At 60.9% G+C, this 25,709-nt stretch carries 21 protein-coding genes and 2 tRNA genes; 16 read left to right on the forward strand and 7 right to left on the reverse strand.

Translation table 11 applies throughout. The features are described 5' to 3' along the window. Positions 1–181: 181 nt before the first annotated feature. The gene (locus tag PSH86_RS30510) at positions 182–886 is read left to right on the forward strand and encodes a methyl-accepting chemotaxis protein (protein WP_370873794.1); all 705 of its coding nucleotides are present in this window, start codon (positions 182–184) and stop codon (positions 884–886) included. Between the two features lie 374 nt (positions 887–1,260). Here the strand turns inward: PSH86_RS30510 and PSH86_RS03020 are convergent. Together PSH86_RS03020 and PSH86_RS03025 are read right to left on the reverse strand one after the other, a co-directional pair. Next, a tRNA-Leu gene (locus tag PSH86_RS03020) sits at positions 1,261–1,347 on the reverse strand. Between the two features lie 177 nt (positions 1,348–1,524). Next, positions 1,525–1,611: transfer RNA gene (locus PSH86_RS03025), tRNA-Leu, on the reverse strand. Between the two features lie 227 nt (positions 1,612–1,838). Between PSH86_RS03025 and rnr the strand changes: the two genes are divergently transcribed. From rnr to PSH86_RS03095, 14 genes are all read left to right on the forward strand, one after another. Continuing rightward, on the forward strand, positions 1,839–4,475 hold the full coding sequence (gene rnr / locus PSH86_RS03030; protein ID WP_305487744.1) for a ribonuclease R: 2,637 nt from the start codon (positions 1,839–1,841) through the stop codon (positions 4,473–4,475). After that, positions 4,472–5,233, forward strand: a complete 762-nt coding sequence (rlmB, locus tag PSH86_RS03035; RefSeq protein ID WP_109752169.1) for a 23S rRNA (guanosine(2251)-2'-O)-methyltransferase RlmB — start codon at positions 4,472–4,474, stop codon at positions 5,231–5,233. Before rnr ends, rlmB begins: the two co-directional genes overlap by 4 nt. A 306-nt stretch (positions 5,234–5,539) precedes the next feature. Then, positions 5,540–5,968, forward strand: a complete 429-nt coding sequence (rpsF, locus tag PSH86_RS03040; protein WP_003186395.1) for a 30S ribosomal protein S6 — start codon at positions 5,540–5,542, stop codon at positions 5,966–5,968. A gap of 28 nt (positions 5,969–5,996) precedes the next feature. Continuing rightward, positions 5,997–6,227: a 30S ribosomal protein S18 gene (gene rpsR, locus PSH86_RS03045; RefSeq protein ID WP_002551829.1), complete on the forward strand. Its 231-nt coding sequence runs from the start codon at positions 5,997–5,999 to the stop codon at positions 6,225–6,227. A 36-nt stretch (positions 6,228–6,263) separates the two neighbouring features. Next, entirely contained in the window at positions 6,264–7,154 is an 891-nt protein-coding gene (locus PSH86_RS03050; RefSeq protein ID WP_109752170.1) for a hypothetical protein, read from the forward strand. An 18-nt stretch (positions 7,155–7,172) separates the two neighbouring features. Further along, positions 7,173–7,619 carry a 50S ribosomal protein L9 gene (gene rplI, locus PSH86_RS03055; protein WP_003197251.1) on the forward strand — a complete coding sequence of 149 codons (447 nt, stop codon included), beginning with the start codon at positions 7,173–7,175 and terminating at the stop codon, positions 7,617–7,619. A gap of 117 nt (positions 7,620–7,736) precedes the next feature. After that, entirely contained in the window at positions 7,737–9,134 is a 1,398-nt protein-coding gene (dnaB, locus tag PSH86_RS03060) for a replicative DNA helicase (protein WP_027911801.1), read from the forward strand. A 196-nt stretch (positions 9,135–9,330) separates the two neighbouring features. Beyond that, positions 9,331–11,631 carry a YgiQ family radical SAM protein gene (locus tag PSH86_RS03065; RefSeq protein WP_176688725.1) on the forward strand — a complete coding sequence of 767 codons (2,301 nt, stop codon included), beginning with the start codon at positions 9,331–9,333 and terminating at the stop codon, positions 11,629–11,631. 303 nt (positions 11,632–11,934) lie between these two features. Continuing rightward, positions 11,935–12,861 (forward strand): NAD synthetase, encoded by a 927-nt coding sequence (locus PSH86_RS03070; protein WP_109752172.1) that lies wholly within the window; start codon positions 11,935–11,937, stop codon positions 12,859–12,861. Continuing rightward, entirely contained in the window at positions 12,858–13,319 is a 462-nt protein-coding gene (locus tag PSH86_RS03075; protein WP_109752173.1) for a hypothetical protein, read from the forward strand. Before PSH86_RS03070 ends, PSH86_RS03075 begins: the two co-directional genes overlap by 4 nt. Before the next feature lie 174 nt (positions 13,320–13,493). Then, positions 13,494–16,769, forward strand: coding sequence for a DUF2126 domain-containing protein (locus PSH86_RS03080; protein ID WP_176688724.1), 3,276 nt, complete (start codon positions 13,494–13,496; stop codon positions 16,767–16,769). Positions 16,770–16,857: 88 nt separating this feature from the next. Further along, positions 16,858–19,344 carry a circularly permuted type 2 ATP-grasp protein gene (locus tag PSH86_RS03085; RefSeq protein ID WP_305487754.1) on the forward strand — a complete coding sequence of 829 codons (2,487 nt, stop codon included), beginning with the start codon at positions 16,858–16,860 and terminating at the stop codon, positions 19,342–19,344. Next, complete coding sequence (locus PSH86_RS03090) at positions 19,344–20,237, forward strand: transglutaminase family protein (protein ID WP_116834047.1); 894 nt, start codon at positions 19,344–19,346, stop codon at positions 20,235–20,237. The genes PSH86_RS03085 and PSH86_RS03090 overlap by 1 nt, the downstream gene beginning before the upstream one ends. 124 nt (positions 20,238–20,361) lie before the next feature. Then, a complete protein-coding gene (locus PSH86_RS03095; protein WP_116834048.1) occupies positions 20,362–20,739 on the forward strand; it encodes an NUDIX domain-containing protein in 378 nt (125 codons plus the stop codon). Positions 20,740–20,782: 43 nt separating this feature from the next. Here PSH86_RS03095 and PSH86_RS03100 read toward each other — a convergent pair whose 3' ends face one another. Further along, positions 20,783–20,971, reverse strand: a complete 189-nt coding sequence (locus tag PSH86_RS03100) for a hypothetical protein (RefSeq protein ID WP_116834049.1) — start codon at positions 20,969–20,971, stop codon at positions 20,783–20,785. Positions 20,972–21,039: 68 nt separating this feature from the next. Next, positions 21,040–21,627 carry a TIGR00730 family Rossman fold protein gene (locus PSH86_RS03105; RefSeq protein WP_116834050.1) on the reverse strand — a complete coding sequence of 196 codons (588 nt, stop codon included), beginning with the start codon at positions 21,625–21,627 and terminating at the stop codon, positions 21,040–21,042. Positions 21,628–21,969: 342 nt separating this feature from the next. Here PSH86_RS03105 and azu point away from each other — a divergent pair, with 342 nt between their 5' ends. Continuing rightward, on the forward strand, positions 21,970–22,416 hold the full coding sequence (gene azu, locus PSH86_RS03110) for an azurin (RefSeq protein WP_109752180.1): 447 nt from the start codon (positions 21,970–21,972) through the stop codon (positions 22,414–22,416). 171 nt (positions 22,417–22,587) lie between these two features. Here azu and nadE read toward each other — a convergent pair whose 3' ends face one another. The 3 genes from nadE to PSH86_RS03125 form a co-directional block, all read right to left on the reverse strand. Beyond that, positions 22,588–23,415, reverse strand: a complete 828-nt coding sequence (nadE, locus tag PSH86_RS03115; RefSeq protein WP_163855539.1) for an ammonia-dependent NAD(+) synthetase — start codon at positions 23,413–23,415, stop codon at positions 22,588–22,590. A 4-nt stretch (positions 23,416–23,419) separates the two neighbouring features. Then, entirely contained in the window at positions 23,420–24,646 is a 1,227-nt protein-coding gene (gene pncB / locus PSH86_RS03120) for a nicotinate phosphoribosyltransferase (RefSeq protein ID WP_109752182.1), read from the reverse strand. A gap of 142 nt (positions 24,647–24,788) precedes the next feature. Next, positions 24,789–25,700: a LysR family transcriptional regulator gene (locus PSH86_RS03125; protein ID WP_109752183.1), complete on the reverse strand. Its 912-nt coding sequence runs from the start codon at positions 25,698–25,700 to the stop codon at positions 24,789–24,791. Between the last annotated feature and the right edge of the window lie 9 nt (positions 25,701–25,709).

The following is a 25,709-nucleotide window of genomic DNA, read 5'->3' on the forward strand; positions in this document are numbered from 1 at the left end:
CATGGCCTCGGCGGTCAATCGCTTTGTGGATAAGTTGCAGCCCATCGTGCGCGAGGCGGGTGATGTGGCCCAGCGTACCGGTGTGGAAATCGGTGCGATGACCTTGCGTAACTCCGGTGCCGATGCGGCGGCCGGGATGCAGCGTGATGAAGTGGCCGAGAGCCTGCGTGCGCTATCGCAAATGGCTGATGAAGCTCAGTCGGAAAGCCAGGCGATGCAGGCGGCTTTGCAGCAGGTGGTAGAAATTCGCCAGGCCACCGATGAAAACACCCGCACTTCGGCCAAGGTCAGTGGCTTGATCGAGGCGCTGGCTGGGCAGGTGGACACAGGGGCGAAAGTGATCGAGCGGCTGGCGCAGCAGAGCGAGCAGATCGAAGTGGTGTTGACGGTGATCCACGGCATCGCCGAGCAGACTAACTTGCTGGCCTTGAACGCGGCCATCGAGGCGGCGCGGGCTGGGGAAACCGGGCGCGGGTTTGCCGTAGTAGCGGATGAGGTGCGGGCGTTGGCGAGCAAGACCCAAAGCTCGACGGGCGATATACAGGCGCATATCGTGGCCTTGCAGCAGGGGGCTCGCGAGGCTGTGGCCGCCATCGGCCAAGCTGGGCGCCAGGCAAGTGAAGGTTTGTTGGTGCTGCGAGACAGCGCGCGGTTGCAGCAGTCGGTGCAGGCCTCTGTAGAGCAGGTGCATGCGGCTATTGGTCTGGCGACTCAGGCGGCGGCTCATCAGGCCCAGGGGGCGCAGGCGGTGCGTGGGCGGGTGGAGACGATTCATGCCCAGGCTGAGAAAGCGGCCCAGGCTGTGGTTGAGACCACGGCCAGTGGCAAGGTGCTGGATAGTTTGGCGGCGCAGTTGAAGGCGAGTTTGGGGCAGTTCAGGGCTTGATCGGGTTTTCACAGGCTTATACGCGACCAAAACCTGTGTGCGAGTTTGCTCGCGAAGGCGGCCTAACAGCCGACCTGAGTCCTCCCGGTCGTACACCCATCAGATCTGTGGGAGCAAAGCTTGCTCGCGAGGCGGCCTGACAGCCGGCCTAGTTCTTCCCGGTGGTACACCAGTCAGATTTTGTGGGAGCAAAGCTTGCTCGCGAAGGCGGCCTGGCAGCCGACCCGGTTCTTCCGGTCGTGCCTCCATCAGGCCTGGTTCGGTCGGGGAGGGCTTTGCCCTCCAGCGGGAGCAAAGGTTCAGATGGCAGAAACGCAAAAACCCGCTTTCGCGGGTTTCTGTGAGGTTCAAGGTCGTGACCTTGAAGCTTGAATTGGTGCCCAGAAGAAGACTCGAACTTCCACGACCTTGCGGTCACCAGCACCTGAAGCTGGCGTGTCTACCAATTTCACCATCTGGGCAGCATCTTCAGCGTTGCCGCTGTTGATGTGGCGCACTATACGGAGCGCGTTTTGATCTGTAAACCCCTGTTTTTGTTTTAGTAATTGCCAAACGCAATTTCAGGGAGATAGAAATGCAAAAACCCGCTTTCGCGGGTTTTTGTTGGGCTTGCAGGTCATTGACCTGTTGCTCGAAATTGGTGCCCAGAAGAAGACTCGAACTTCCACGACCTTGCGGTCACCAGCACCTGAAGCTGGCGTGTCTACCAATTTCACCATCTGGGCAGTATCGGCAACGTGTGTACGTCGTCGATGGCGCGCACTATACGGAGCGTGTTTTTAACTGTAAACCCCTCCTGAGAAAAAAACCGCTAAATTTCACGAGCGGTGCTTTTCCGGGGCTTCAAAGGCAGGCCAAATCGATCTGGAAAAGCCATCGCATGTTTGAAATTTCCCGTTTCATTAAGCCTATGCCAAACTAACCCGCATATAGACAAGGTGAAAACTCTCTAATGGCCGATTGGCAGTCCCTCGATCCCGAGGCCGCTCGTGAAGCGGAAAAATATGAAAACCCTATTCCTAGTCGCGAACTGATCCTGGCGCATCTCGCCGATCGGGGTTCGCCTGCTAGCCGCGAGCAGTTGGTCGAAGAGTTCGGTCTCACCACCGAGGACCAGCTCGAAGCCCTGCGCCGCCGTCTGCGCGCCATGGAGCGCGACGCTCAACTGATCTACACCCGGCGCGGCACCTATGCGCCGGTGGACAAGCTCGACTTGATCCTGGGCCGCATCGCCGGCCACCGTGACGGCTTTGGTTTCCTGATTCCGGACGACGGTAGCGACGACCTGTTCATGAGCCCGGCGCAAATGCGTCTGGTGTTCGATGGCGACCGGGCCCTGGCCCGTGTTTCCGGCCTGGACCGTCGTGGTCGCCGTGAAGGCGTGATCGTCGAAGTGGTGTCCCGTGCCCATGAAAGCATTGTCGGCCGTTACTTCGAAGAAGGCGGCATCGGTTTTGTTGTGCCGGATAACCCGAAGGTTCAGCAGGAAGTGCTGATTACTCCGGGTCGTAATGGCGCCGCCAAGGTGGGTCAGTTCGTCGAGGTGAAAATCACCCACTGGCCAACTGCGCGCTTCCAGCCACAGGGCGATATCGTTGAAGTGGTCGGCAACTACATGGCGCCGGGCATGGAAATCGACGTTGCGCTGCGCACCTACGACATTCCTCACGTCTGGCCCGAGGCTGTGCTCAAGGAAGCCGCCAAGCTCAAGCCGGAAGTCGAAGAGAAAGATAAAGAAAAACGCATCGACCTGCGCCATCTGCCGTTCGTCACCATCGACGGCGAAGACGCCCGCGACTTCGACGATGCGGTCTACTGCGAAGCCAAACCCGGTAAGCTGCGCCTGTTCTCCGGCGGCTGGAAGCTGTTCGTCGCGATTGCCGACGTGTCCAGCTACGTGAAGATCGGTTCGGCCCTGGATAACGAAGCCCAGGTGCGCGGCAACTCCGTGTATTTCCCTGAGCGCGTGATCCCGATGCTGCCTGAGCAGTTGTCCAACGGCCTGTGTTCGCTGAACCCGAAAGTCGACCGTTTGGCCATGGTTTGCGAGATGACCATCTCCAAAACCGGCGAAATGACCGACTACCAGTTCTACGAAGCGGTGATCCACTCCCAGGCGCGTCTGACCTACAACAAGGTCAGCACCATCCTGGAAACGCCGAAGACCAGTGAAGCCAAGGCGTTGCGCACCGAATACGCTGGCGTGGTGCCGCACCTCAAGCAGCTGTACGCGCTGTACAAGGTGTTGCTGGGTGCCCGTCACGTGCGCGGCGCGATCGATTTCGAGACCCAGGAAACCCGGATTGTCTTCGGTTCCGAGCGCAAGATCGCCGCAATCACCCCGACGACCCGTAACGATGCGCACAAGCTGATCGAAGAGTGCATGCTGGCGGCCAACGTGGCCACTGCGGAGTTCCTCAAGAAGCACGAGATTCCTGCGTTGTATCGCGTGCACGACGGCCCGCCGCCGGAGCGCCTGGAAAAACTGCGCGCCTTCCTCGGCGAGCTCGGCCTGTCCCTGCACAAAGGCAAGGACGGTCCGACGCCGAAGGACTACCAGGCACTGCTGGCCAGCATCAAGGACCGCCCGGATTACCATGTGATCCAGACGGTGATGCTGCGCTCTCTGAGCCAGGCGGTGTACAGCGCCGACAACCAGGGCCACTTTGGTCTGAATTACGAGGCGTACACCCACTTCACCTCGCCGATCCGCCGTTATCCGGACCTGCTCACGCATCGCGCGATCCGCAGCGTGATCCATTCCAAGCTGAACACCCCGCACGTCAAGCGCGCCGGTGCCATGACCATTCCAAAGGCGCGGATCTACCCGTACGACGAAGCGGCCCTGGAACAGTTGGGCGAGCAATGCTCCATGAGCGAACGCCGCGCCGACGAAGCCACGCGTGACGTAGTGAACTGGCTCAAGTGCGAGTTCATGAAAGACCGCGTGGGCGAGTCGTTCCCAGGCGTGATCACTGCGGTGACCGGCTTTGGTTTGTTTGTCGAACTGACCGACATCTACGTCGAGGGCCTGGTGCACGTCACCGCCTTGCCGGGTGATTACTATCACTTTGATCCTGTGCACCACCGCCTGGCGGGCGAGCGCACCGGTCGCAGCTTCCGTCTGGGCGACACCGTGGAAGTGCAGGTCATGCGCGTCGACCTCGATGAGCGCAAGATCGACTTCGGAATGTCTGACAAGCCCGCCGAAGCGCCGACTGGCCGTAAAAAGCGTGGCGGCGAGACCGCAGCGCCTGCGACCAAGGGTAAAGGTAAAGGTGCTCCTGCCAAAACCGCAGAGCCTGAGCCAGCCAAGGCCGGTCGTCGTTCGTCCGTCAAGGACAAGGCTCCCGAAGCCTACCGCCCCAGCGACGCAGCGGCGAAGAACGCCGAGCTTCGCAAGAGCCGCGAGTTGAAGCAGCAGTTGCTCAACGAAGCCAAAAGCGGTGGTAAAGCGGCGTCTGGGGGAAAGTCCCACGGGGCGGAAAAGTCGTCGAGCAAGCCAAGCAAACACCGGAAGGGTCCGCTGAAAGCGGGCTCGGCCCCAGCCAAGAGCGGCGGGGCGCGTAAACCCAAGGCCAAGTCATGAGTCAGTTGGAAAAAATCTACGGCGTGCATGCCGTGGAAGCGTTGTTGCGTCATCACCCCAAGCGGGTCAAGCAGATCTGGTTGGCCGAAGGCCGTAGCGATCCGCGGGTCCAGACCCTGGTCGAACTCGCCAACGAAAGCCGCGTCGCGGTCGGCCAGGCCGAACGGCGCGAAATGGATGCCTGGGTCGAAGGCGTGCACCAGGGGGTCGTGGCCGAGGTCAGTCCGAGCCAGGTCTGGGGCGAAGCGATGCTCGACGAACTGCTCGATCGCACCGAGGGCGCGCCCTTGCTGCTGGTGCTCGATGGCGTGACCGATCCGCACAACCTGGGCGCCTGCCTGCGTTCGGCGGATGCCGCCGGTGCGTTGGCGGTGATCGTGCCCAAGGACAAGTCGGCCACCTTGACGCCAGTGGTGCGTAAAGTCGCCTGCGGCGCCGCGGAAGTGATTCCGTTGGTGGCGGTGACCAACCTGGCGCGCACCCTGGAAAAACTCCAGCAGCGCGGCCTGTGGGTGGTCGGCACGGCGGGCGAGGCCGAGGTCAGCATCTATGACCAGGACCTGACCGGCCCGACGATCCTGATCATGGGGGCCGAAGGCAAGGGCATGCGCCGCCTGACCCGCGAGCATTGCGATTACCTGGTCAAGTTGCCGATGGCTGGCAGCGTCAGCAGCCTCAACGTCTCGGTGGCGACTGGGGTGTGCCTGTTCGAAGCGCTGCGCCAGCGTAGCGTCAAGGCTGTCGCCAAAAAGCCCTGATCTTGCTGTAAGCCCTGTGGGAGCGAGCCTGCTCACGATAGCGGCGTGTCATTCAGCGCAAATGTTGAATGTGGCGCCCTCATCGCGAGCACGCTCGCTCCCACAGTAGTTTTGTGTAAGGGCATGGATTGGTGGCTGTTCAAATAATCACCAATTACCTTGCGCCTCCCTCGGCCCTTCTCTACAATTGCGCCCCTTGCTGTGATGGCAGGCACTTATGTGTCTAGCGTCCACAAGTCCATAAGTGTCATTCACTCCTTGTCTGACCGTTTTTGAGCGGCAGGCTACAACCCGTAAGGAGCATTCATGCGTCATTACGAAATCATCTTTTTGGTCCACCCGGATCAAAGCGAGCAAGTCGGCGGCATGGTTGAGCGTTACACCAAGCTGATCGAAGAAGACGGCGGCAAAATCCACCGTCTGGAAGATTGGGGCCGTCGTCAACTGGCCTACGCAATCAACAATGTTCACAAGGCTCACTACGTGATGCTGAACGTTGAGTGCACTGGCAAGGCCCTGGCCGAGCTGGAAGACAACTTCCGCTACAACGATGCAGTGATCCGTAACCTGGTCATCCGTCGCGAAGAAGCCGTCACCGGCCAATCCGAGATGCTCAAGGCTGAAGAAAACCGCAGTGAGCGCCGTGAGCGTCGCGACCGTCCTGAGCACTCTGACAGCGCCGATGGCGATGACAGCGATAGCGACAGCGACAACAGCGATAACGCTGACGAGTAATCCACGGACCTTTTAAGGAGCCAATCACATGGCACGTTTCTTCCGTCGTCGTAAATTCTGCCGCTTCACCGCTGAAGACGTGAAAGAGATCGATTACAAAGATCTCAACACTCTGAAAGCCTACGTATCCGAGACCGGCAAAATCGTTCCAAGCCGTATCACCGGTACTAAAGCTCGTTATCAGCGTCAGCTGGCCACCGCTATCAAGCGCGCCCGCTTCCTGGCCCTGCTGGCCTACACCGACAGCCACGGCCGCTGAGACCGGGCAGTCGACGAGTAGTAAGGGATTGAATGCATGCGCGCCTTAGCTGACTTCATCATGCGGGGACGTGTGCAGGCCACGTTGGTTGTGGCCGGATCCGCGGCATTGCCGCTGTTGTTCTGGTTGAGTGCCGCCGCTGGGTGCCTTGTGCTCCTGCGGCGCGGTTCGGACGCCTTGAGCGTCCTGGGTATCGGGTTGCTGTCAGCGTTGGTGAGCTGGTATTTCCTGAAGGACCCGACAACACTCCTGGTGTTGCTCGGGGCTTGTGGCCTGGCGTTGGTTCTGCGCGCCGGACATACCTGGAACCGCGTGCTGCTGTGCAGCGTGGCCGTGGGGTTGTTGTGTGCGGTGAGCCTGGGGACCGTATTCGGTTCCTTCATCGAGTCACTGGCGCAGACGTTCGAACACGTCCTGCCGCTGGCGATGGGTGAGGTCTACGAGACATTCTCGGCAGACCAGAAGGCATTTCTCGCCGCGCTGAGCGCTCCGCTGATGATCATCTCGATAGCGTCTTCGCTGCAGATCTTTAGCGTGCTGTGCCTGATTCTTGGGCGCTATTGGCAGGCGTCGTTGTATAACCCCGGTGGTTTCGGTCGCGAGTTTCGCGCCATCCGATTCCCCAAGAGCGTGGCGCTGTCACTGCTGGCCGTCATGTGTGTTGCCCCGTTTTTCGGGCTGCATGCACTGATCCTGTTGCCGTTGTGCAGTGTACCGCTGGTCTTCGCCGGCCTGGCCCTGATTCACGGGCTGGTGGCGCAGAAGCGACTGGCCACGTTCTGGCTGGTAGGGATATACGTGACGTTGTTGCCTTTCATGCACTTGCTCGGTCCGTTGCTCGTGGTCTTGGCCATCGTCGACAGCCTGATTGATTTTCGCGGTCGTATGGCGCCGAAAGACGCCGACAACGCGAACGGTGAAGGTTAAAAGTTAGAGGATTTTCACATGCAACTGATCCTTCTGGAAAAAGTCACCAACCTGGGCAACCTGGGTGACAAAGTAAACGTTAAGGCCGGCTACGGTCGTAACTACCTGCTGCCTTACGGCAAAGCCACCGCTGCGACCGCTGCCAACCTGGCTGCGTTCGAAGAGCGTCGCGCTGAGCTGGAAAAAGCTGCCGCAGACCGTAAAACCTCGGCTGAAAGCCGTGCTGCCCAACTGGCCGAGCTGGAAGTGACCATCACTGCCACCGCTGGCGACGAAGGCAAGCTGTTCGGTTCGATCGGTACTCACGACATCGCTGACGCACTGACCGCCTCTGGCGTTGAAGTTGCGAAAAGCGAAGTTCGTCTGCCGAACGGCACCATCCGCAACGTAGGCGAATTCGACGTAGCCGTGCACCTGCACGCCGAAGTTGAAGCCACCGTACGCGTTGTCGTGGTAGCAGCCTAAGCAACACCTGTCGGCTGGCACCCTCGGGTGCTTGCCGGTAACATCGGGCACGATCCTGTTTACAGGTCGTGCCCTTTGTCTTTCTGCAATTGCTGAATTTCATAACCAGACGTGGCCATGAACGAAATCACCGCTCCCGAGCAATATGATCTGCAAACCGCTGCCCTGAAGGTGCCTCCGCATTCCATCGAGGCCGAACAGGCCGTGCTCGGTGGCCTGATGCTGGACAACAACGCCTGGGAACGCGTGCTCGATCAAGTCTCCGACGGCGATTTCTATCGACATGACCATCGCCTGATTTTCCGTGCGATCGCCAGGCTTGCCGATCAGAACATGCCGATCGACGTCGTCACCCTGGCCGAGCAATTGGACAAGGAAGGGCAGACGTCCCAGGTCGGTGGCCTCGGTTACCTGGGCGAGTTGGCAAAAAACACGCCGTCTGTCGCCAACATCAAGGCCTATGCGCAGATCGTCCGCGAACGGGCGACGTTGCGTCAGTTGATCGGTATCAGCACTGAAATCGCCGACAGCGCCTTCAACCCGGAAGGCCGCACCGCCGCCGAGATCCTCGACGAAGCCGAACGGCAGATCTTCCAGATCGCCGAGGCCCGGCCGAAAACCGGCGGCCCGGTGAGTGTCAACGACCTGCTGACCAAGGCCATCGACCGTATCGACACCTTGTTCAACACCGACAACGCCATCACCGGCCTGTCCACTGGCTACACCGATCTCGACGAGAAGACCAGCGGTCTGCAGCCGTCCGACCTGATCATCGTCGCCGGCCGTCCGTCCATGGGTAAGACCACCTTTGCGATGAACCTGGTGGAAAACGCCGTGCTGCGCAGCGACAAAGCCGTGCTGGTGTACTCCCTCGAGATGCCAGGCGAATCGCTGATCATGCGTATGCTCTCGTCCCTGGGGCGTATCGACCAGACCAAGGTCCGTTCCGGCCAATTGGAAGACGATGACTGGCCGCGCCTGACATCGGCGGTCAACCTGCTCAACGACCGCAAGCTGTTCATCGACGATACCGCGGGTATCAGCCCGTCGGAAATGCGTGCCCGGACCCGTCGCCTGGTGCGTGAGCATGGTGACATCGCGCTGATCATGATCGACTACCTGCAATTGATGCAGATCCCGGGTTCCAGCGGCGACAACCGGACCAACGAGATTTCCGAAATCTCCCGGTCCCTCAAGGCCCTGGCCAAGGAATTCAACTGCCCGGTGGTTGCACTTTCCCAGTTGAACCGTTCCCTGGAACAGCGCCCGAACAAACGCCCGGTGAACTCCGACTTGCGGGAATCCGGAGCGATTGAGCAGGACGCCGACGTGATCATGTTCGTCTACCGTGACGAGGTGTATCACCCTGAGACGGAACACAAGGGCATCGCCGAAATCATCATCGGCAAACAGCGGAACGGTCCGATCGGCTTCATTCGCCTGGCGTTCATCGGTAAATACACCCGATTCGAGAACCTGGCGCCGGGTAGCTACAATTTTGATGACGATGAGTAAATTCTTCATCGCCTGATCTGGCCTCATCGCGAGCAGGCTCGCTCCCACATGGGATCTGTGTGTTGCAGATATTTTGTGGGAGCGAGCCTGCTCGCGATGAGGGCGTCACCATTTCCGACCATAGCCGTCGGAATTGGTCAAATTTTGTGCTATATTCCGCGCCCGCGATTTTTCATCCTTTATACCGGTCATCGACATGCAAGCAGCCAAGCCGTTATTTGACTATCCCAAGTACTGGGCCGAATGTTTCGGCCCGGCGCCGTTCCTGCCCATGAGCAGGGAGGAGATGGATCAGCTCGGCTGGGATTCATGCGACATCATCATCGTGACCGGTGATGCCTACGTCGATCACCCGTCGTTCGGCATGGCGATCATTGGCCGTTTGCTGGAAGCCCAGGGCTTTCGCGTCGGGATCATTGCCCAGCCGAACTGGCAGTCCAAAGACGACTTCATGAAGCTCGGCGAGCCCAACCTGTTTTTCGGTGTCGCGGCCGGCAATATGGACTCGATGATCAACCGCTACACCGCCGACAAGAAAATCCGTTCCGACGACGCCTACACCCCCGGTGGCCTGGCGGGCAAACGTCCGGACCGTGCGAGCCTGGTCTACAGCCAGCGCTGCAAGGAAGCCTACAAGCATGTGCCGATCGTGCTTGGCGGTATCGAAGCCTCGCTGCGGCGTATCGCCCATTACGATTACTGGCAGGACCGGGTCCGCAATTCGATCCTGATCGACGCCTGCGCCGATATCCTGCTCTACGGCAACGCCGAGCGGGCGATTGTCGAAGTCGCCCAGCGCCTGTCCTACGGCCACAAGATCGAAGACATCACCGATGTGCGCGGCACGGCGTTCATCCGCCGCGACACGCCGCAAGGCTGGTACGAAGTCGATTCCACGCGCATCGACCGCCCGGGCAAGATCGACAAGATCATCAACCCGTATGTGAATACCCAGGACACTGCTGCTTGCGCCATCGAGCAGGAGAAGGGGCCGGTTGAAGATCCGAGCGAAGCCAAGGTTGTGCAGATCCTGGCGAGCCCGAAGATGACCCGCGACAAAACCGTGATTCGTCTGCCATCGGTGGAAAAGGTCCGTGGCGACGCGGTGCTGTACGCCCACGCCAACCGGGTACTTCACCTGGAAACCAACCCGGGTAACGCCCGTGCCCTGGTGCAGAAACACGGCGAGGTCGATGTCTGGTTCAACCCGCCGCCCATTCCGATGACCACCGAGGAAATGGACTACGTGTTTGGTATGCCTTACGCACGTGTTCCGCACCCGGCTTATGGCAAGGAAAAGATCCCGGCCTACGAGATGATCCGTTTCTCGGTGAACATCATGCGTGGCTGCTTCGGCGGCTGCACCTTCTGCTCGATCACCGAGCACGAGGGCCGGATCATCCAGAACCGTTCCGAAGAATCGATCATTCGCGAGATCGAAGAGATCCGCGACAAGGTCCCAGGCTTCACCGGCGTCATTTCCGACCTCGGCGGCCCGACCGCGAACATGTACCGCATCGCCTGCAAGAGCCCGGAAATCGAGTCCGCGTGCCGCAAGCCGTCGTGCGTATTCCCCGGCATCTGCCCGAACCTCAATACCGACCATTCTTCGCTGATCCAGCTGTACCGCAGCGCCCGTGCCTTGCCTGGGGTGAAGAAGATCCTGATCGCCTCCGGCCTGCGTTACGACCTGGCGGTCGAGTCGCCGGAATACGTCAAGGAATTGGTGACCCACCACGTCGGTGGTTACCTGAAGATCGCCCCGGAGCACACCGAGGAAGGCCCGCTCAACCAGATGATGAAGCCGGGCATTGGCAGCTATGACAAATTCAAGCGGATGTTCGAGAAGTACACCAAGGAAGCCGGGAAGGAGCAGTACCTGATTCCGTACTTCATCGCCGCCCACCCGGGCACCACCGACGAAGACATGATGAACCTGGCGCTGTGGCTCAAGGGCAATGGTTTCCGCGCCGACCAGGTGCAGGCGTTCTACCCGTCACCGATGGCTACCGCGACCGCCATGTACCACTCGGGCAAGAACCCGCTGCGCAAGGTCACCTACAAGAGCGATGCGGTGACCATCGTCAAGAGCGAGGAGCAGCGCCGCCTGCACAAGGCCTTCCTGCGTTATCACGACCCCAAGGGTTGGCCGATGCTGCGTGAAGCGCTGACCCGCATGGGCCGCGCCGACCTGATCGGGCCGGGCAAGAACCAGCTGATTCCGTTGCACCAGCCGGCCACCGACAGCTACCAGAGCGCCCGGCGCAAGAACTCGACGCCGGCTGGCAGCCACAAGGTGGGCAAGGAAACCACCAAGATCCTGACCCAGCACACTGGGCTGCCACCGCGTGCCAGTGACGGTGGCAACCCATGGGACAAGCGTGAGCAAGCCAAGGCCGCGGCATTCGCCCGCAACCAGCAGGCCGCCAAGGAACGCAAGGACGCCGCCAAGGGCAAGGGCCCGAAACCGGCGCGCAAGCCTGTCGTGCCGCGCTGATCCTTGAGCGACAACGTAAAACGCCAGCCTTAAGTGCTGGCGTTTTGCTTTCTAGCGACGGTGCTGGCCGTTTGTTATCGTGGCGACCGCCTTACGACGTGATGGCGGATGCATAGCCTTTTGTGGCGAGGGAGCTTGCTCCCGCTGGGCTGCGAAGCGGCCCCAAATAATCCCATGCAATGTTCTCAGACAGACCGTGCCGGCCGGTTTACGACGGCTTCGCCGCCGAGCGGGAGCAAGCCCCCTCGCCACAGTATTGTGTGTGGATAAAGACTCACTTTCCGATTCTCAAGGACGATTCATATGAGCAGCGCTTCAACGGGCATCGGCATGGACCTGAGCTTCTCCCAGTTCATGGCCCGCAAACGCATCGAAAGCCAGATCAACCTGCCACGCCTGTTCGCTGCCATCGACGCTGATCCTGGCATCGCCGGGGCGGGTGTGGTCTATGTCGATTCCGAATACAACGTTGTGACCCTGCGCGAATTCAAGCCGATTTGCAGCATCGCGCCCAAGCGCATCATTCTGCGCGAGGCGAAAAAATACATCGCGCCGCAGCAGTTCATCGACCAGGTGAAAAGCAGCCCGCGTGAATCCAAGCTCGGGCTTGAAGCAACCAATGCCGGGTTGTCCTGTGTCGCCGCGGTGATTGGTTGGGTGGTGGTGTTCAGTGGCAGCGTCGCGGTGCCCTTTACGGCGGGGGCCAGCGCCTTTGTCGTTGCCCTGGGCGCTGCTGCCGCGACGGCCAGTACCGCGCAATGTGTCATTGGCGGGATGCGGGTGGCCAATGAGCTGACCAATCCGACTGGCAACGATGAGATGAATGATGCTGACTGGTACAACATCGTGTCGCCGATCCTTGACGGAGTGTCCCTGGTGGGTGTCGGTGGCTCGGCCCTGACGACTGTCCGACTGCTCAAGGCCAACAAGGCGGCTGGCACTGGAAAAAGTTGGTATCAGTTGCTCAAGGGCTTGAATCGGCAAGAGCGAAGCAAGCTGACCAAGGAACTGTTGACGCTCAAGGACCCGAGCCTGACTGCCAAGCTACTCAAGTTGCAGCAACGGGCCGGGGCTATGCCCAAGCGTTATTCTTCAGCTGAAATCAGGCACGCGACGCTGACGCAGATAAAGGATTCCCTCGGCGGCGCGCTGGGGATCATTGGCAGTTATACCGGCGATGGCGCCGTGAAGACTGTTGCCGTCGGCCTGTATGAGGAATTCACGGAATGATCGGTGGCGGATCGCTCAAGCAATTCCTCGCCCGTTATTTTCCGGTTTTCATGGGGACGATCCTGCTGGGCTGCTTTTCCGGGTCGACCCTGCTTGTGTTGGCCGGGACCACTTATTGGCGTGCCCTGGAGCCGTCAGCCAGGACCGACTATATCGGGCTCGGCACTTTGGCCCTGGTGCTCGTCCTGGTCCTGGGCAACCTCTTGATCGTTCGCGGACGCGCCTGGGCGGTCTGGTGGGTAGCGGGGTATTTCCTGGCCTGTCTGGCGGCAGTGGTGCCTATGCTCGCTTATCGACCGCATCAGGGGGTGTACCTGTTCGCGGTGCTGTTGCCACTGCTGGGGCTGTTGCTGCTCAACAGCAAGCGCCACCGGGAAATGCGCAAAAAACTGGTGGAGATCCGTCGCCAGCGCTCACTCATCACCCAGGCCGCCAAGGCACCACGGTCGCGTCGCTGAGTCGATTCGCGCTGCCCGCGCCGCATTTATGTGCGTTGCTTTGCAGATGAATACGGGCATCGCGCGTTTTTAGTGCTCTACTGCCTTGAGTAGATCAAGAAAGTGTCCGGCCTGCCTGCATGGCATAAGTCTTGCGCCGCTTTCGATATCGCCCAGGCTCGCAGGAGGCACGTCGTGTCGATCCATGTCGCATTGCATCACGTCACGCATTACCGTTACGACCGCGCCGTCGAGCTCGGCCCGCAGATCGTTCGCCTGCGCCCGGCGGCCCACAGCCGCACGCGCATTCTTTCCTATGCGCTGAAGGTTTCGCCCGACCAGCATTTCATCAACTGGCAGCAGGATCCCCAGGGCAACTACCTGGCGCGGCTGGTGTTTCCCGAGAAAACCCGGGAGCTGCGGATCGAGGTCGACCTGCTGGCGGAAATGGCGGTATTCAATCCGTTCGACTTCTTCCTCGAACCCTACGCCGAAAAGATTCCGTTCGCCTACGCGGCCGATGAGCGCAAGGAACTGGCGCCTTACCTGGAAACCCTGCCGCTGACGCCGAGGTTCCAGGCGTATCTGGATGGCATCGACCGCACGCCATTGCCGGCGGTGGATTTCCTGGTGGCGCTCAACCAGCGCCTGAGCGAAGACATCAACTACCTGATCCGCATGGAGCCCGGCGTGCAGACGCCGGAGCACACCCTGGAGCACGCGTCCGGCTCCTGCCGCGACTCGGCCTGGTTGCTGGTGCAGTTGTTACGCAACCTCGGCCTGGCGGCGCGGTTCGTGTCCGGTTACCTGATCCAGTTGACCGCCGATGTGAAAAGCCTCGATGGCCCATCCGGCACCGAGGTGGACTTTACCGACCTGCATGCCTGGTGCGAGGTCTACCTGCCCGGTGCCGGCTGGATCGGCCTGGATGCGACGTCCGGGCTGTTCGCTGGTGAAGGCCACATCCCGTTGGCCTGTAGTCCCGATCCGTCCTCGGCGGCACCGATCAGCGGCCTGGTGGAGCCTTGCGAGTGTGAGTTCAGCCACGAAATGTCCGTCGAACGGGTCTGGGAAGCACCGCGGGTGACCAAGCCGTACACCGAAGCGCAATGGCTGGCGATCCAGGCGCTGGGGCGCCAGATCGACGCCGACCTGCTGGAGGGCGATGTGCGCCTGACCATGGGCGGCGAACCGACCTTTGTCTCCATCGATGACCCGGACGGCGCCGAGTGGAACACCGCCGCCCTCGGGCCGGACAAGCGCCGGCTCTCCGCCGAGCTGTTCCAGCGCATGCGCAAGCACTATGCGCCCCAAGGTCTGGTGCACTTTGGCCAGGGCAAGTGGTACCCGGGCGAGCAATTGCCGCGCTGGTCGCTCAACTGCTATTGGCGACGCGATGGTGTGCCGATCTGGCACAACAGCGCGTTGATCGCCGACGAGCAGGAGGATTACGGTGCCGATGGCGAACTGGCTGGGCGCTTCCTGGCGAGCGTCGCCGAGCGTTTGAAGATTCCTGCGCGATTCGTGTTTCCTGCCTACGAAGACAACTTCTATTACCTCTGGCGCGAAGGTGCATTGCCTTCAAATGTCACGGCCGAGGATCCACGTCTGGAGGACGTCTTGGAACGTGCCCGGCTGCGCAAGGTCTTCAGCCAGGGCCTGGACAAGGTCATCGGCCAGGTCCTGCCGCTGGCCCGCACCGCCAAGGGCGATCAATGGCAAAGCGGTCGTTGGTACCTGCGCGACAACCACTGCCGCCTGGTGCCGGGGGATTCGCCCCTGGGCTATCGCTTGCCGCTGGCGTCCCAGCCTTGGGTGACGGCGGCCGAGTACCCGTACATTCATCCCACCGACCCGAACCAGGACTTGCCTGAACTGCCCGGCACCGAGGCGCTGGCGCGTCACGGCGAGTCGGCGACCGAACAGGAGCGTGTCCCACAGATCGACCAATCCGCCGACTGGCTGACCCGCACTGCCTTCTGTGCCGAGGCCCGTGAAGGCCGGCTCTATCTGTTCATGCCGCCGCTGGAGCGGGTCGAGGATTATCTGGAGCTGGTCAGCGCCATCGAGGCGACGGCTGAGGAGTTGCACTGTCCGGTGCTGTTGGAAGGCTACGAGCCGCCGAGCGACCCGCGCCTGAGCAATTTTCGCATCACCCCCGACCCCGGTGTGATCGAGGTCAACGTGCAACCCTCGGCAACCTGGGATGAGTTGGTCGAGCGCACCGAGTTCCTCTACGAGCAGGCGCGACAGACTCGGCTGACCACCGAGAAATTCATGATCGATGGCCGACACACCGGCACTGGTGGCGGTAACCATTTCGTACTGGGTGGCGCGACACCGGCTGACTCACCGTTCCTACGGCGTCCCGACCTGTTGCGCAGCCTGATCAGCTATTGGCATAACCACCCGTCGTTGTCCTACCTGTTTTCCGGATTGTTCATCGGCCCGACCTCCCAGGCGCCTCGGGTGGATGAGGCGCGCAACGACGCGTTGTACGAGCTGGAAATCGCTTTCGCGCAAATGCCCCAGCCGGGCGAGGAATGCCCGCCATGGTTGGTCGATCGCTTGCTGCGCAACCTGTTGATCGACGTGACAGGCAATACCCACCGCGCCGAATTCTGCATCGACAAGCTCTACTCACCGGACGGCGCCACGGGCCGTCTTGGCCTGTTGGAACTGCGTGCTTTCGAAATGCCGCCTCACGCGCGCATGAGCCTGGCCCAGCAATTATTGCTAAGGGCGCTGGTGGCGCGGTTCTGGCGTGAGCCTTATGCACCGGCGAAATTGGCGCGCTGGGGCACGGAGCTGCATGACCGTTTCCTGTTGCCGCACTTTATCGAGCAGGATTTTGCCGACGTCATCCATGAGCTGAACGCCGCCGGTTACCCGCTGCGGGCCGAGTGGTTCGCCGCACACCTGGAGTTCCGCTTCCCCAAAGTGGGCGATTACGCGGTCAACGGTATCGAACTGCAATTGCGCCAGGCCCTCGAGCCTTGGCATGTGCTGGGGGAAGAGGGCGCGGTGGGCGGCACTGTGCGTTATGTGGACTCCTCCCTGGAGCGCTTGCAGGTCAAGCTCAGCGGCCTGGCGCCGCAACGCTACCTGCTGACGTGCAATGGCGTGCCGGTGCCGTTGCAACCCACCGGTCGGGTTGGCGAGTTCGTCGCCGGGGTGCGTTTCCGCGCCTGGCAACCGGCCAACTGCTTGCAACCGACCATCCCGGTGCATGCGCCGCTGGTCTTCGACTTGCTCGACACCTGGATGCAACGTTCCATAGGCGGTTGCCAGTATCACGTGGCTCATCCGGGCGGGCGCAACTACGACAGCCTGCCGGTCAATGCCAATGAGGCTGAGAGCCGGCGGATGGCGCGTTTCTTCCGTCTCGGACACACGCCTGGGAAACTTCCTATACCCAGCCTGGCCATGGATGACGAGTTTCCCCTCACGCTCGATCTGCGACGGTTCTGAGTCTTACGCGACGCCCGGATATTTCAACTATCCGGGCGTCATGCGCTTGCGCTAGTCTCACCTTTCATTGCCGTCTGCCGAGCTTTCCATGCCTGACCTGCTTGACCATTACCCGCTGACAACGGGCACCTATCATGAACTGTTGGACGACAGCGGTGCCGTGCGTACGCACTGGCGGCGGCTGTTCGACCAGTTGCAGCGCAGCACGCCGGCCCAGTTGGTCCAGCGCCAGGCCCTGCTGACCCGGCAGATCCAGGAAAACGGCGTGACCTATAACGTCTACGCGGACCCCAAAGGCGCCGACCGGCCGTGGGAACTGGACCTGCTGCCCCACGTGATCGACCCGCAAGAGTGGAAGCAACTGTCGGCCGGAATCGCCCAGCGTGCTCGGCTGCTCAACGCGGTGCTGGCCGACCTGTACGGGCCACAACGGCTGATCAGCGAAGGGCTGTTGCCGGCAGAACTGGTGTATGGGCACAACAATTTCCTTTGGCCTTGCCAGGGCATCGCGCCGCCGGACGGCAGCTTTCTGCACCTGTATGCGGTGGATCTGGCGCGCACGCCCGATGGACGCTGGTGGGTCACGGCGGATCGGACCCAGGCGCCTTCAGGTGCCGGATACGCGTTGGAAAATCGCATGATCGTTTCCCGCGCCTTTCCCGATTTGTATCGTGATCTGAAGGTGCGGCACTTGTCCGGCTTTTTCCGTACCTTGCAGGAAACCCTGGCACGACAGGCTCCCAGCGACGGCGAATCGCCGCTGGTGGTGCTGTTGACGCCGGGGCGCTTCAACGAAAGTTATTTCGAACATCTCTACCTGGCGCGCCAGTTGGGTTATCCGCTGGTAGAAGGGGGTGACCTGACCGTTCGGGACGCCACGGTCTACCTCAAGACCCTCAGCGGCCTGCGTCGGGTCCACGCCATCATGCGCCGGCTCGACGACGATTTCTGCGACCCCTTGGAGCTGCGCACCGATTCAGCCCTCGGCGTGCCAGGGTTGTTGGAAGCGGTGCGTCAGGGCCGGGTACTGGTGGCCAATGCGCTAGGCAGCGGCGTGCTGGAATCACCGGGCCTCCTGGGGTTCCTGCCAAAGATCAACCAGTACCTGTTCGGCGAAGAGCTGCTGCTGCCGTCCATCGCCACCTGGTGGTGCGGTGAGCCGCCGGTGCTGGCCCAGGCCCTGGAAAAATTGCCGCAGCTGTTGATCAAGCCGGCGTTTCCTTCCCAGAGTTTCAGCCCGGTGTTCGGCCGCGACCTGAGCGAGAAGCAGCGCGTCCAACTGGCGGCGCGCATGCAGGCACGGCCCTATGCCTATGTCGCCCAGGAACTGGCGCAATTGTCCCAGGCCCCGGTCTGGCAGGCCGAAGATGGCCAGATCCAGCCCAGGGCGATTGGCATGCGCATGTATGCCGTGTCCGGCAAGGACGATTACCGGGTGCTACCGGGTGGGCTGACCCGCGTGGCCGCCGAGGCCGACGCCGAAGTGGTGTCGATGCAGCGTGGTGGCGCCAGCAAGGACACCTGGGTGTTGGGGGAGCAGGCGCCTGGCGGTGAACAATGGAAGGCCCAGCGAACCGTGGGGGTCCACGACCTGGTTCGACGCGATCCGTATTTGCCTTCGCGGGTGGTGGAAAACCTGTTCTGGTTCGGTCGCTACTGCGAGCGTTGCGACGACAGCGCGCGGCTGCTGCGGATCATGCTGGCGCGCTATGTCGATGGCGACGACCCACAGGCCCTGCAATCGGCGGTGTCCCTGGGCGAAAGCCTGATGCTGCTGCCCGAAGAGGGCGAGTTGCCCGAGCGTTTGCTGGCGGCACTGTTGGGGGATGACTGGTCGTTCAGCCTGCGCGCCAACCTGCAACGCTTGCAGTGGGCGGCCTCGCAGGTGCGCGGCAAGTTGTCCCGGGAAAACTGGCAAGCGCTGGTGGAATTGCAGCGCGAGGCCATGGAGTTGGAAACCGGGGAGCCGGATTTTGGTGAACTGCTGGATTTCCTCAACCGATTGGTGATGTCCCTGGCGGCATTGTCCGGGTTCGCCCTGGACGATATGACCCGCGATGAGGGCTGGCGCTTCTTGATGATGGGCCGGCGCCTGGAGCGCTTGCAGTTTCTCAGCAGTAGCCTGGCTGCGTTCCTGCGGGGCGAGGCGGTGTTCGACCAGGCCGGGCTGGAGTGGTTGTTGGAACTGGGCAACAGCAGCATCACCTACTGCTCGCGCTATTTGGCGGTGGCCCAGTTGATCCCGGTGCTGGACCTGTTGCTACTGGACGAGCAGAACCCCCACGCGGTGCTCTTCCAGTTGAAATTGGTGGCCCGTACCCTCAAGCGCTTGAACGATGATTTTGCCGCGCCCAGGGAAACCGCATTGCCGGACTTGGTCGCACGCCTGTCACGCTTTGACCTGCGATGCCTGGAAAACCCCCTGTTTGGTGAAGCCAGCCTGCGCGCCGCACTCGATGGTCTGGCCGACCTGTTGCAGGAAGTGGCCGACGTCAGTGGCCAGGTCTCCGATCGCCTGGCGTTGCGTCATTTCGCCCATGTCGATGATGTCAGCCAACGCACGGTGTCCGTCTGATGAACGCTCGTTACCAGATCCTCCACGACACTCATTATCACTACGACAGCCCGGTGTCCCTGGCCCAGCAACTCGCTCACTTGTGGCCGCGCGCCTGTGACTGGCAGCGGTGCACCGAACAACAGTTGCTGATCAGCCCGGAGCCGACGATCCGTCGCGATGAGCAGGATGTGTTCGGCAACCCGCTGACGCGCCTGGCCTTTGAACGGCCCCATGACGAGCTGTTGGTCAATGCTCGCTTGAGTGTCGAGGTGCTGGCTCGCCCCGAGCTGGATTTCAACCTGTCCCCGGCCTGGGAGTCGACCTGCAACGCGCTGACCTACAGTGGCCGGCCACTCGCGGCGCCACTGCTGGAGGCGTGCCGTTACCGTTTCGAGTCACCGTATGTGCACCTCAAGCGCAGTTTCGTCGAGTTTTCCGAAAGCTGCTTCCCGCCGGGGCGACCCTTGATGGTGGGGGTTCGAGCGCTGATGGAGAAAATTTTCGAGGAGTTCACCTTCGATGCCGAGGCGACCCAGGTGGCAACGCCGCTGGTGGAGGTGCTGGAGCGGCGGCGGGGCGTATGCCAGGACTTTGCTCACCTGATGCTGGCTTGTGTGCGCTCTCGCGGTTTGGCGGCGCGTTACGTCAGTGGCTACCTGCTGACCCAGCCGCCACCCGGCCAGCCACGGCTGATTGGCGCCGATGCGTCCCATGCCTGGGTCTCGGTGTATTGCCCGGTGTTGGGCTGGGTGGACTTCGACCCGACCAACAACGTACAGCCGGCCCTGGAACACATCACTCTGGCCTGGGGCCGGGATTTTTCCGATGTGTCGCCGCTGCGGGGAGTGATCCTGGGGGGCGGTGCCCATGATCCTGAAGTGCGTGTGACGGTGATGCCACTGGAGTCGTGAAGTGTTCCCTTGTGGGAGCGAGCCTGCTCGCGATGAGGCCATCACATCCAGCATGTAATTGACTGTCGTGACGCTATCGCGAGCAGGCTCGCTCCCACAGTATGTATCGAACTAAGGAGGGTGCATGTTCCCGGTGTCCATCAAAGGCGTGCTGCAATCCCCCGAAGGCCTGGTTGTGCTGATGCTCAACGAACGGGACGAATGGGAACTGCCCGGTGGGCGGATCGAACTGGGCGAAACGGCGCCGCAATGTCTGGCGCGGGAAATTGCCGAGGAGCTGGCGGTTGAGGTGAGTGTAGGGGAGCCGTTGGATTCGTACCTGTTCGAGGTCATTCCCGGCAAGCACGTCTTCATCTCCACGTACCGCTGCCAGTTGCTGGGCGGTTTCGTGCCGACCGTCAGTCATGAGCACAAAGAGATCGGGCTGTTCGCGCCGGGCCGGTTGCCGGTGAACCTGCCTGTCGGTTATCGCCTGTCGATTACCAAGGCGCTGGGATTGTAAGGGTCGACAGCGGGGCTGTCGGCCCTGGACACAAGATGGGGTATCAGGCGTCGGGTGCCTGATCTTTCGGTGCATCAACGTCATGTTCTACTGCTACTTCGCCTTCGGTATCCGGGCTCAGTGCGGCTTCTTCTTCAGCTGTGGCTTTCTTGCGCTGCAGCTTTTCCTCTTTCTTCTGCTCCTTGGCCAGGTCTCTCTGACGTTTGGCGAAGGAATAATTGGGTTTAGCCATGGGCGATCCTCTGGGGTCGAAGGTGAGGTAGAGCGGCGCGTATTCTGCCCTGTATCGGGGCCGAGCCGTTAGCTGGGTTTTTGTTCGGCCCACTTTGGCTGCACGGACGGTTGCCATTCGTCCAGCGCATCGAGCAGGTTGTGCGGTGATTGGCTCACTTGCAGCATGTCACGATGGGGCGGGCGGACGAAGCCTTCGCCGACGATATGATCGAGAAAACCGGTGAGCTTGCTGTAGAAACCGTTCACTTCCAGCAGCCCCAGCGGCTTGCCGTGGTAGCCGAGCTGGCCCCAGGTCCAGACCTCGAACAACTCCTCCAGAGTGCCGAGGCCGCCGGGCAGGGCGATGAAGGCATCGCTGAGTTCGGCCATGCGCGCCTTGCGGGCATGCATGCCATCCACCACTTCCAGGCGGGTCAGGCCGCCGTGGCCGATTTCCTTGTCCTTCAGGCTTTGCGGGATGATACCGATGACCTCGCCGCCGGCCGCCAGGGCCGCATCGGCGACGATGCCCATCAGGCCGACGGCTCCGCCACCATAGACCAGGGTCAATTTTCGTTCCGCCAACGCCCGGCCCAGGGCCTGCGCCGCTTCACGATACGTTGGATCGGTGCCGGTGCTGGCGCCGCAAAATACACAAACGGATGCTATGGACATGCTTTACTCCATGATCAGTAACCGATCCAGAGTAAAGCCTGGCCTATGCTGCGCAAAGGACTTAAACCTCGCGTTGGGGTTTTTCGTAGGTACCACTGGCGCCGCAGGCATAGGCGGCGAGCAAGCTGCACAACAGGCTGTTGAGGTTCATGATGGGCGCTCCAGAGAGGTGATGGGGCCAATCATAGAGAGGTGTCATTCCTCTGGCTGGTTGATTGTGTCCATCAGGCTGATAGCCTTAAGTTGTATACAATGTTTGATTCAGGTCATAGGAACTTGTCTGGAATTCAGGCACTCTTCCCCTTTGAAGGAATTTTGTTAACCATGCCTTGGAGATTCACGATGTTTGCCAAACTTGTTGCAGTATCCCTGTTGACGCTGGCCAGCAGCCAACTGATGGCAGCGGAGTGCAAGACCACCATCGATTCGACCGACCAGATGTCCTTCAACACCAAGGCCATCGAGATCGACAAGAGCTGCAAGACGTTCACCGTTGAGCTGACTCACTCGGGCAGCTTGCCGAAAAACGTCATGGGCCATAACTGGGTGCTGAGCAAAGAGGCTGACATGCAGCCGATCGCCACCGATGGCCTGGCCGCCGGTATCGACAAGAACTACCTGAAAGAAAATGACGCTCGCGTCATCGCTCACACCAAAATCATTGGTGCCGGGGAGAAAGACTCGGTGACTTTCGACGTATCGAAACTGGATGCCGCTGAAAAGTACGGCTTCTTCTGCTCGTTCCCAGGCCACATCTCGATGATGAAAGGCACTGTTACCCTGAAGTAACCCGCTTCGGCATCAAAAAAGCGCCCCCGTGCAGGGCGCTTTTTTGTGTCCGGCCAATAATCGCATCTCCTGTGGGAGCGAGCCTGCTCGCGATGGCGGCGGCACATTCAACATCAATGCAAACTGATCCACCGTTATCGCGAGCAGGCTCGCTCCCACAGGGACTGCCGGTCACGGCGCGTACGGCATCACCCGCTTGTGCTCGGTCTTGCGGTAAGTGTCGCAAATGATCCTGAACGCCTCGTCCCGCACCGGCTCGCCGTGCAGGAAAGCATCGATCTCGGCGTAGGTCACACCGTGGGAGGCTTCGTCCGGCTTGCCTGGCGACAGGTCTTCGAGATCGGCGGTGGGGACTTTTTCCACCAGCGATTCCGGTGCGCCGAAGTCTCGGGCAATGGCCCGGACCTGGTTTTTCACCAGGCCGCTGAGCGGGGCCAAGTCGCAAGCACCGTCACCGAACTTGGTGAAGAAGCCCATCACCGCTTCGGCTGCATGATCAGTACCGATCACCAGGCCTTGCTCGGTGCCCGCGATGGTGTATTGCGCCACCATGCGCATCCGCGCCTTGGTATTGCCCAGCACGAAATCCCGCGACACCGCTGCCTTGCCTTCGAACGCTGCGACCTGCTCGGCCAAGGCTTTGACCGCCGGACCGATGTTGACGGTATGACGCTCGTCCGGATCGATGAAGTCGACACAGGCTTGCGCTTCATGTTCGTCGAACTGGGTTTCGTACGGCAGGCGCACGGCGATGAACTTGTAGGCGGTGTTGCCGGTTTTCTCCCGTAGTTCGCGCATGGCTCGTTGGGCCAGCAGACCGGCGGTCAACGAGTCGACCCCGCCACTGATGCCCAGTACAAGGGACTTGAGCCCGGAGTTGACCAGGCAATCCTGGATAAAGCTCACTCGGCGGGCGATTTCGGCCTTGAGGGCGGCGTCATCGGCGAACGGCGGCTGGACCTTGAGCTGTTCAGCAATCTCACGCTGTACGGCTTGCATGAATTCACTCCTTGCTTGATGTGTCAGAAAGGGCGGCAGGTACTTGGAAAACGTGTCGCATGTAGGCGACGAAATTCGGGTCCTTGCAGTGGGTCTTGCCGGGCTCGTCTGAAATCTTGGCCACGGGTTGCCCGTCACAGCTGATCATTTTAAGCACGATGCTCATCGGCTCTACACCTGGAATGTCACACGTCAGGTTGGTGCCAATACCGAAGCTGACATTAATGCGACCACGCAATGCCCGAAAAATCTCCAGGCATTTGGGCAATGTCAGGCTATCGGAGAACACCAGGGTCTTGCTCATCGGGTCGATGCCGAGCTTGTGATAGTGGGCGATGGCTTTTTCGGCCCAGATCACCGGGTCGCCGGAGTCGTGGCGCAAACCGTCGAACAGCTTGGCGAAGAACAGATCGAAATCCTTGAGGAAGGCGTCCATGGTGATGCAGTCGGTCAGGGCGATCCCCAGCAGACCGCGGTACTCGCGCACCCAGCAATCGAGGGCGGCGATCTGGCTGTCGATCAGTCGCGGGCCCAGTTGCTGGTGGGCCATGATCCATTCATGGGCCATGGTGCCCAGCGGTTTCATGTCCAGCTCACGGGACAGGTGCACGTTGCTGGTGCCAACGAAACGCCCCGGGAAGTCGTGCTTGAGCACGTTGACCACTTCTTCCTGGACGCGGAAGGAAAAACGACGGCGGGTGCCGAAGTCCGCGACTTGCAGCTCGGACAGCTCTTCGGCGCTGGCGTTGGCACTCAGCCAGTCGAACTTGCGATACAACTGCTCGCGGGCCTGCTCCAGGACAATTTCACGGTAGCGATAGCGGTTGCGTACCTCGCTGACAATCGCCAGCAGCGGCACTTCGAACAGAATCACGTGCAGCCACGGCCCACGCAGGCGGATAAACAGTTCACCGTTGTCGATACCGGTATGCACGTAGCGCAGGTTGAAGCGAAACAGTCCCAGGAAACGCAGGAAGTCCGGTTTGAGGAAGCTGATACGCTCCAGGAAGCCCAACTGGTCGGCGCTCAGGCTCAACTCGGCCAGGCGCTCGATCTGGAAGCGGATCTCCGCCAGGTACGGGCGCAAGTCCTCGCTGTTGCGGCAACGAAATTCCCACTCGACTTCGACGTTGGGGTAGTTGTGCAGCACTGCCTGCATCATCGTCAGTTTGTAGAAGTCGGTGTCGAGCAGGTTCTGCACGATACGATCGGCAAATACGCTCTCGCTCATAACGGGAATCTCCAGACAGGCCGCTGCGGTAGGCGGCGGGGTGCTGCGGTTGGTGAAGGGGTTAGTGGCGCATATCACTCATGATGATTGCCAGTTTTTTTTGGTCACTGAAGCTTTTTTGGCCATGAACGTCATCCATGGCTTATTGCTGCAGTCCATCCGGGTTGTCGATCTGCTCCAGCATCCACTCGACAAAAAGCCGCACCTTGGGCACTTCCGCCGAATGTTCCGGGTAGGCCAGGTAGTAGGCGTTGGTGCTGGGCATCGCATGAGGCCAGGGAATGACCAACTTGCCGTCGGCCAATTCTTCTTCCACCAAAAAACGCGGCAGTAAGGCTACGCCACAGCCAACCTGGGCGGCACGAATGCACATGTAGAAGGTTTCGAAGCGCGGCCCGTGGTAGCTGTGTTCGGTGTGATAGCCCTGGTTGTCGAACCAGTCGTGCCAGGCCTGGGGGCGCGAGGCATTTTGCAAAAGCACCAGCTCGGCCAGTTGGGTCGGGTCGGTAAAAGGCTGCTCAGGCAGGCTGCCGGGCGCGCAGACCGGCACCAGTTCTTCGCCAAACAGCTTCAGGGATTCGGTGCCGGGCCGTGAGCCCTGGCCGAAATAGAACGCCAGGTCGCTGCGCCCTTGCAGCAGATCGTCGGCCTCCTGCTCGCTGCACAGGTCCAGGTGAATCGTCGGATGCCGCAGTCGCCAGCCCTTCAGGCGCGGGACCAGCCAGCGGGCACCGAAGGTCGGGGGAGTGGAAACGCGCAGGACTTCGGTATCGCCGCCGTAGGAGCGCAGGTAATGGGTAGACATCTCCACCTGCGTGAGGATTTTTCGCACTTCTCCCAGGTACAAGTCTCCGGCTGGCGTCAGTTGCAAGCGGCGGCGTATGCGCCGGAACAGCAAATGCTGCAGCAACTCTTCCAATTGCGCGACCTGCTTGCTGACTGCGCTCTGGGTCAGGTTCAGCTCTTCGGCGGCGCGGGTGAAGCTCAGGTGGCGGGTCACCGCTTCGAAGCACTGCAGTGCCGTGATCGACGGCAAATAGCGTTTATTGAGCATGATGAGGCC

It is taken from the genome of Pseudomonas sp. FP2300 (genome assembly GCF_030687595.1).
In the GTDB taxonomy this organism is placed as follows: domain Bacteria; phylum Pseudomonadota; class Gammaproteobacteria; order Pseudomonadales; family Pseudomonadaceae; genus Aquipseudomonas; species Aquipseudomonas bijieensis.

Coding starts and splice junctions, on each gene's coding strand:
- PSH86_RS30510 (WP_370873794.1), top strand. CDS start 182: ATGGCTGATGAAGCTCAGTCGGAAAGCCAGGCGATGCAGGCGGCTTTG.
- rnr (WP_305487744.1), top strand. CDS start 1,839: ATGGCCGATTGGCAGTCCCTCGATCCCGAGGCCGCTCGTGAAGCGGAA.
- rlmB (WP_109752169.1), top strand. CDS start 4,472: ATGAGTCAGTTGGAAAAAATCTACGGCGTGCATGCCGTGGAAGCGTTG.
- rpsF (WP_003186395.1), top strand. CDS start 5,540: ATGCGTCATTACGAAATCATCTTTTTGGTCCACCCGGATCAAAGCGAG.
- rpsR (WP_002551829.1), top strand. CDS start 5,997: ATGGCACGTTTCTTCCGTCGTCGTAAATTCTGCCGCTTCACCGCTGAA.
- PSH86_RS03050 (WP_109752170.1), top strand. CDS start 6,264: ATGCGCGCCTTAGCTGACTTCATCATGCGGGGACGTGTGCAGGCCACG.
- rplI (WP_003197251.1), top strand. CDS start 7,173: ATGCAACTGATCCTTCTGGAAAAAGTCACCAACCTGGGCAACCTGGGT.
- dnaB (WP_027911801.1), top strand. CDS start 7,737: ATGAACGAAATCACCGCTCCCGAGCAATATGATCTGCAAACCGCTGCC.
- PSH86_RS03065 (WP_176688725.1), top strand. CDS start 9,331: ATGCAAGCAGCCAAGCCGTTATTTGACTATCCCAAGTACTGGGCCGAA.
- PSH86_RS03070 (WP_109752172.1), top strand. CDS start 11,935: ATGAGCAGCGCTTCAACGGGCATCGGCATGGACCTGAGCTTCTCCCAG.
- PSH86_RS03075 (WP_109752173.1), top strand. CDS start 12,858: ATGATCGGTGGCGGATCGCTCAAGCAATTCCTCGCCCGTTATTTTCCG.
- PSH86_RS03085 (WP_305487754.1), top strand. CDS start 16,858: ATGCCTGACCTGCTTGACCATTACCCGCTGACAACGGGCACCTATCAT.
- PSH86_RS03090 (WP_116834047.1), top strand. CDS start 19,344: ATGAACGCTCGTTACCAGATCCTCCACGACACTCATTATCACTACGAC.
- PSH86_RS03095 (WP_116834048.1), top strand. CDS start 20,362: ATGTTCCCGGTGTCCATCAAAGGCGTGCTGCAATCCCCCGAAGGCCTG.
- PSH86_RS03100 (WP_116834049.1), bottom strand. CDS start 20,971: ATGGCTAAACCCAATTATTCCTTCGCCAAACGTCAGAGAGACCTGGCC.
- PSH86_RS03105 (WP_116834050.1), bottom strand. CDS start 21,627: ATGTCCATAGCATCCGTTTGTGTATTTTGCGGCGCCAGCACCGGCACC.
- azu (WP_109752180.1), top strand. CDS start 21,970: ATGTTTGCCAAACTTGTTGCAGTATCCCTGTTGACGCTGGCCAGCAGC.
- nadE (WP_163855539.1), bottom strand. CDS start 23,415: ATGCAAGCCGTACAGCGTGAGATTGCTGAACAGCTCAAGGTCCAGCCG.
- pncB (WP_109752182.1), bottom strand. CDS start 24,646: ATGAGCGAGAGCGTATTTGCCGATCGTATCGTGCAGAACCTGCTCGAC.
- PSH86_RS03125 (WP_109752183.1), bottom strand. CDS start 25,700: ATGCTCAATAAACGCTATTTGCCGTCGATCACGGCACTGCAGTGCTTC.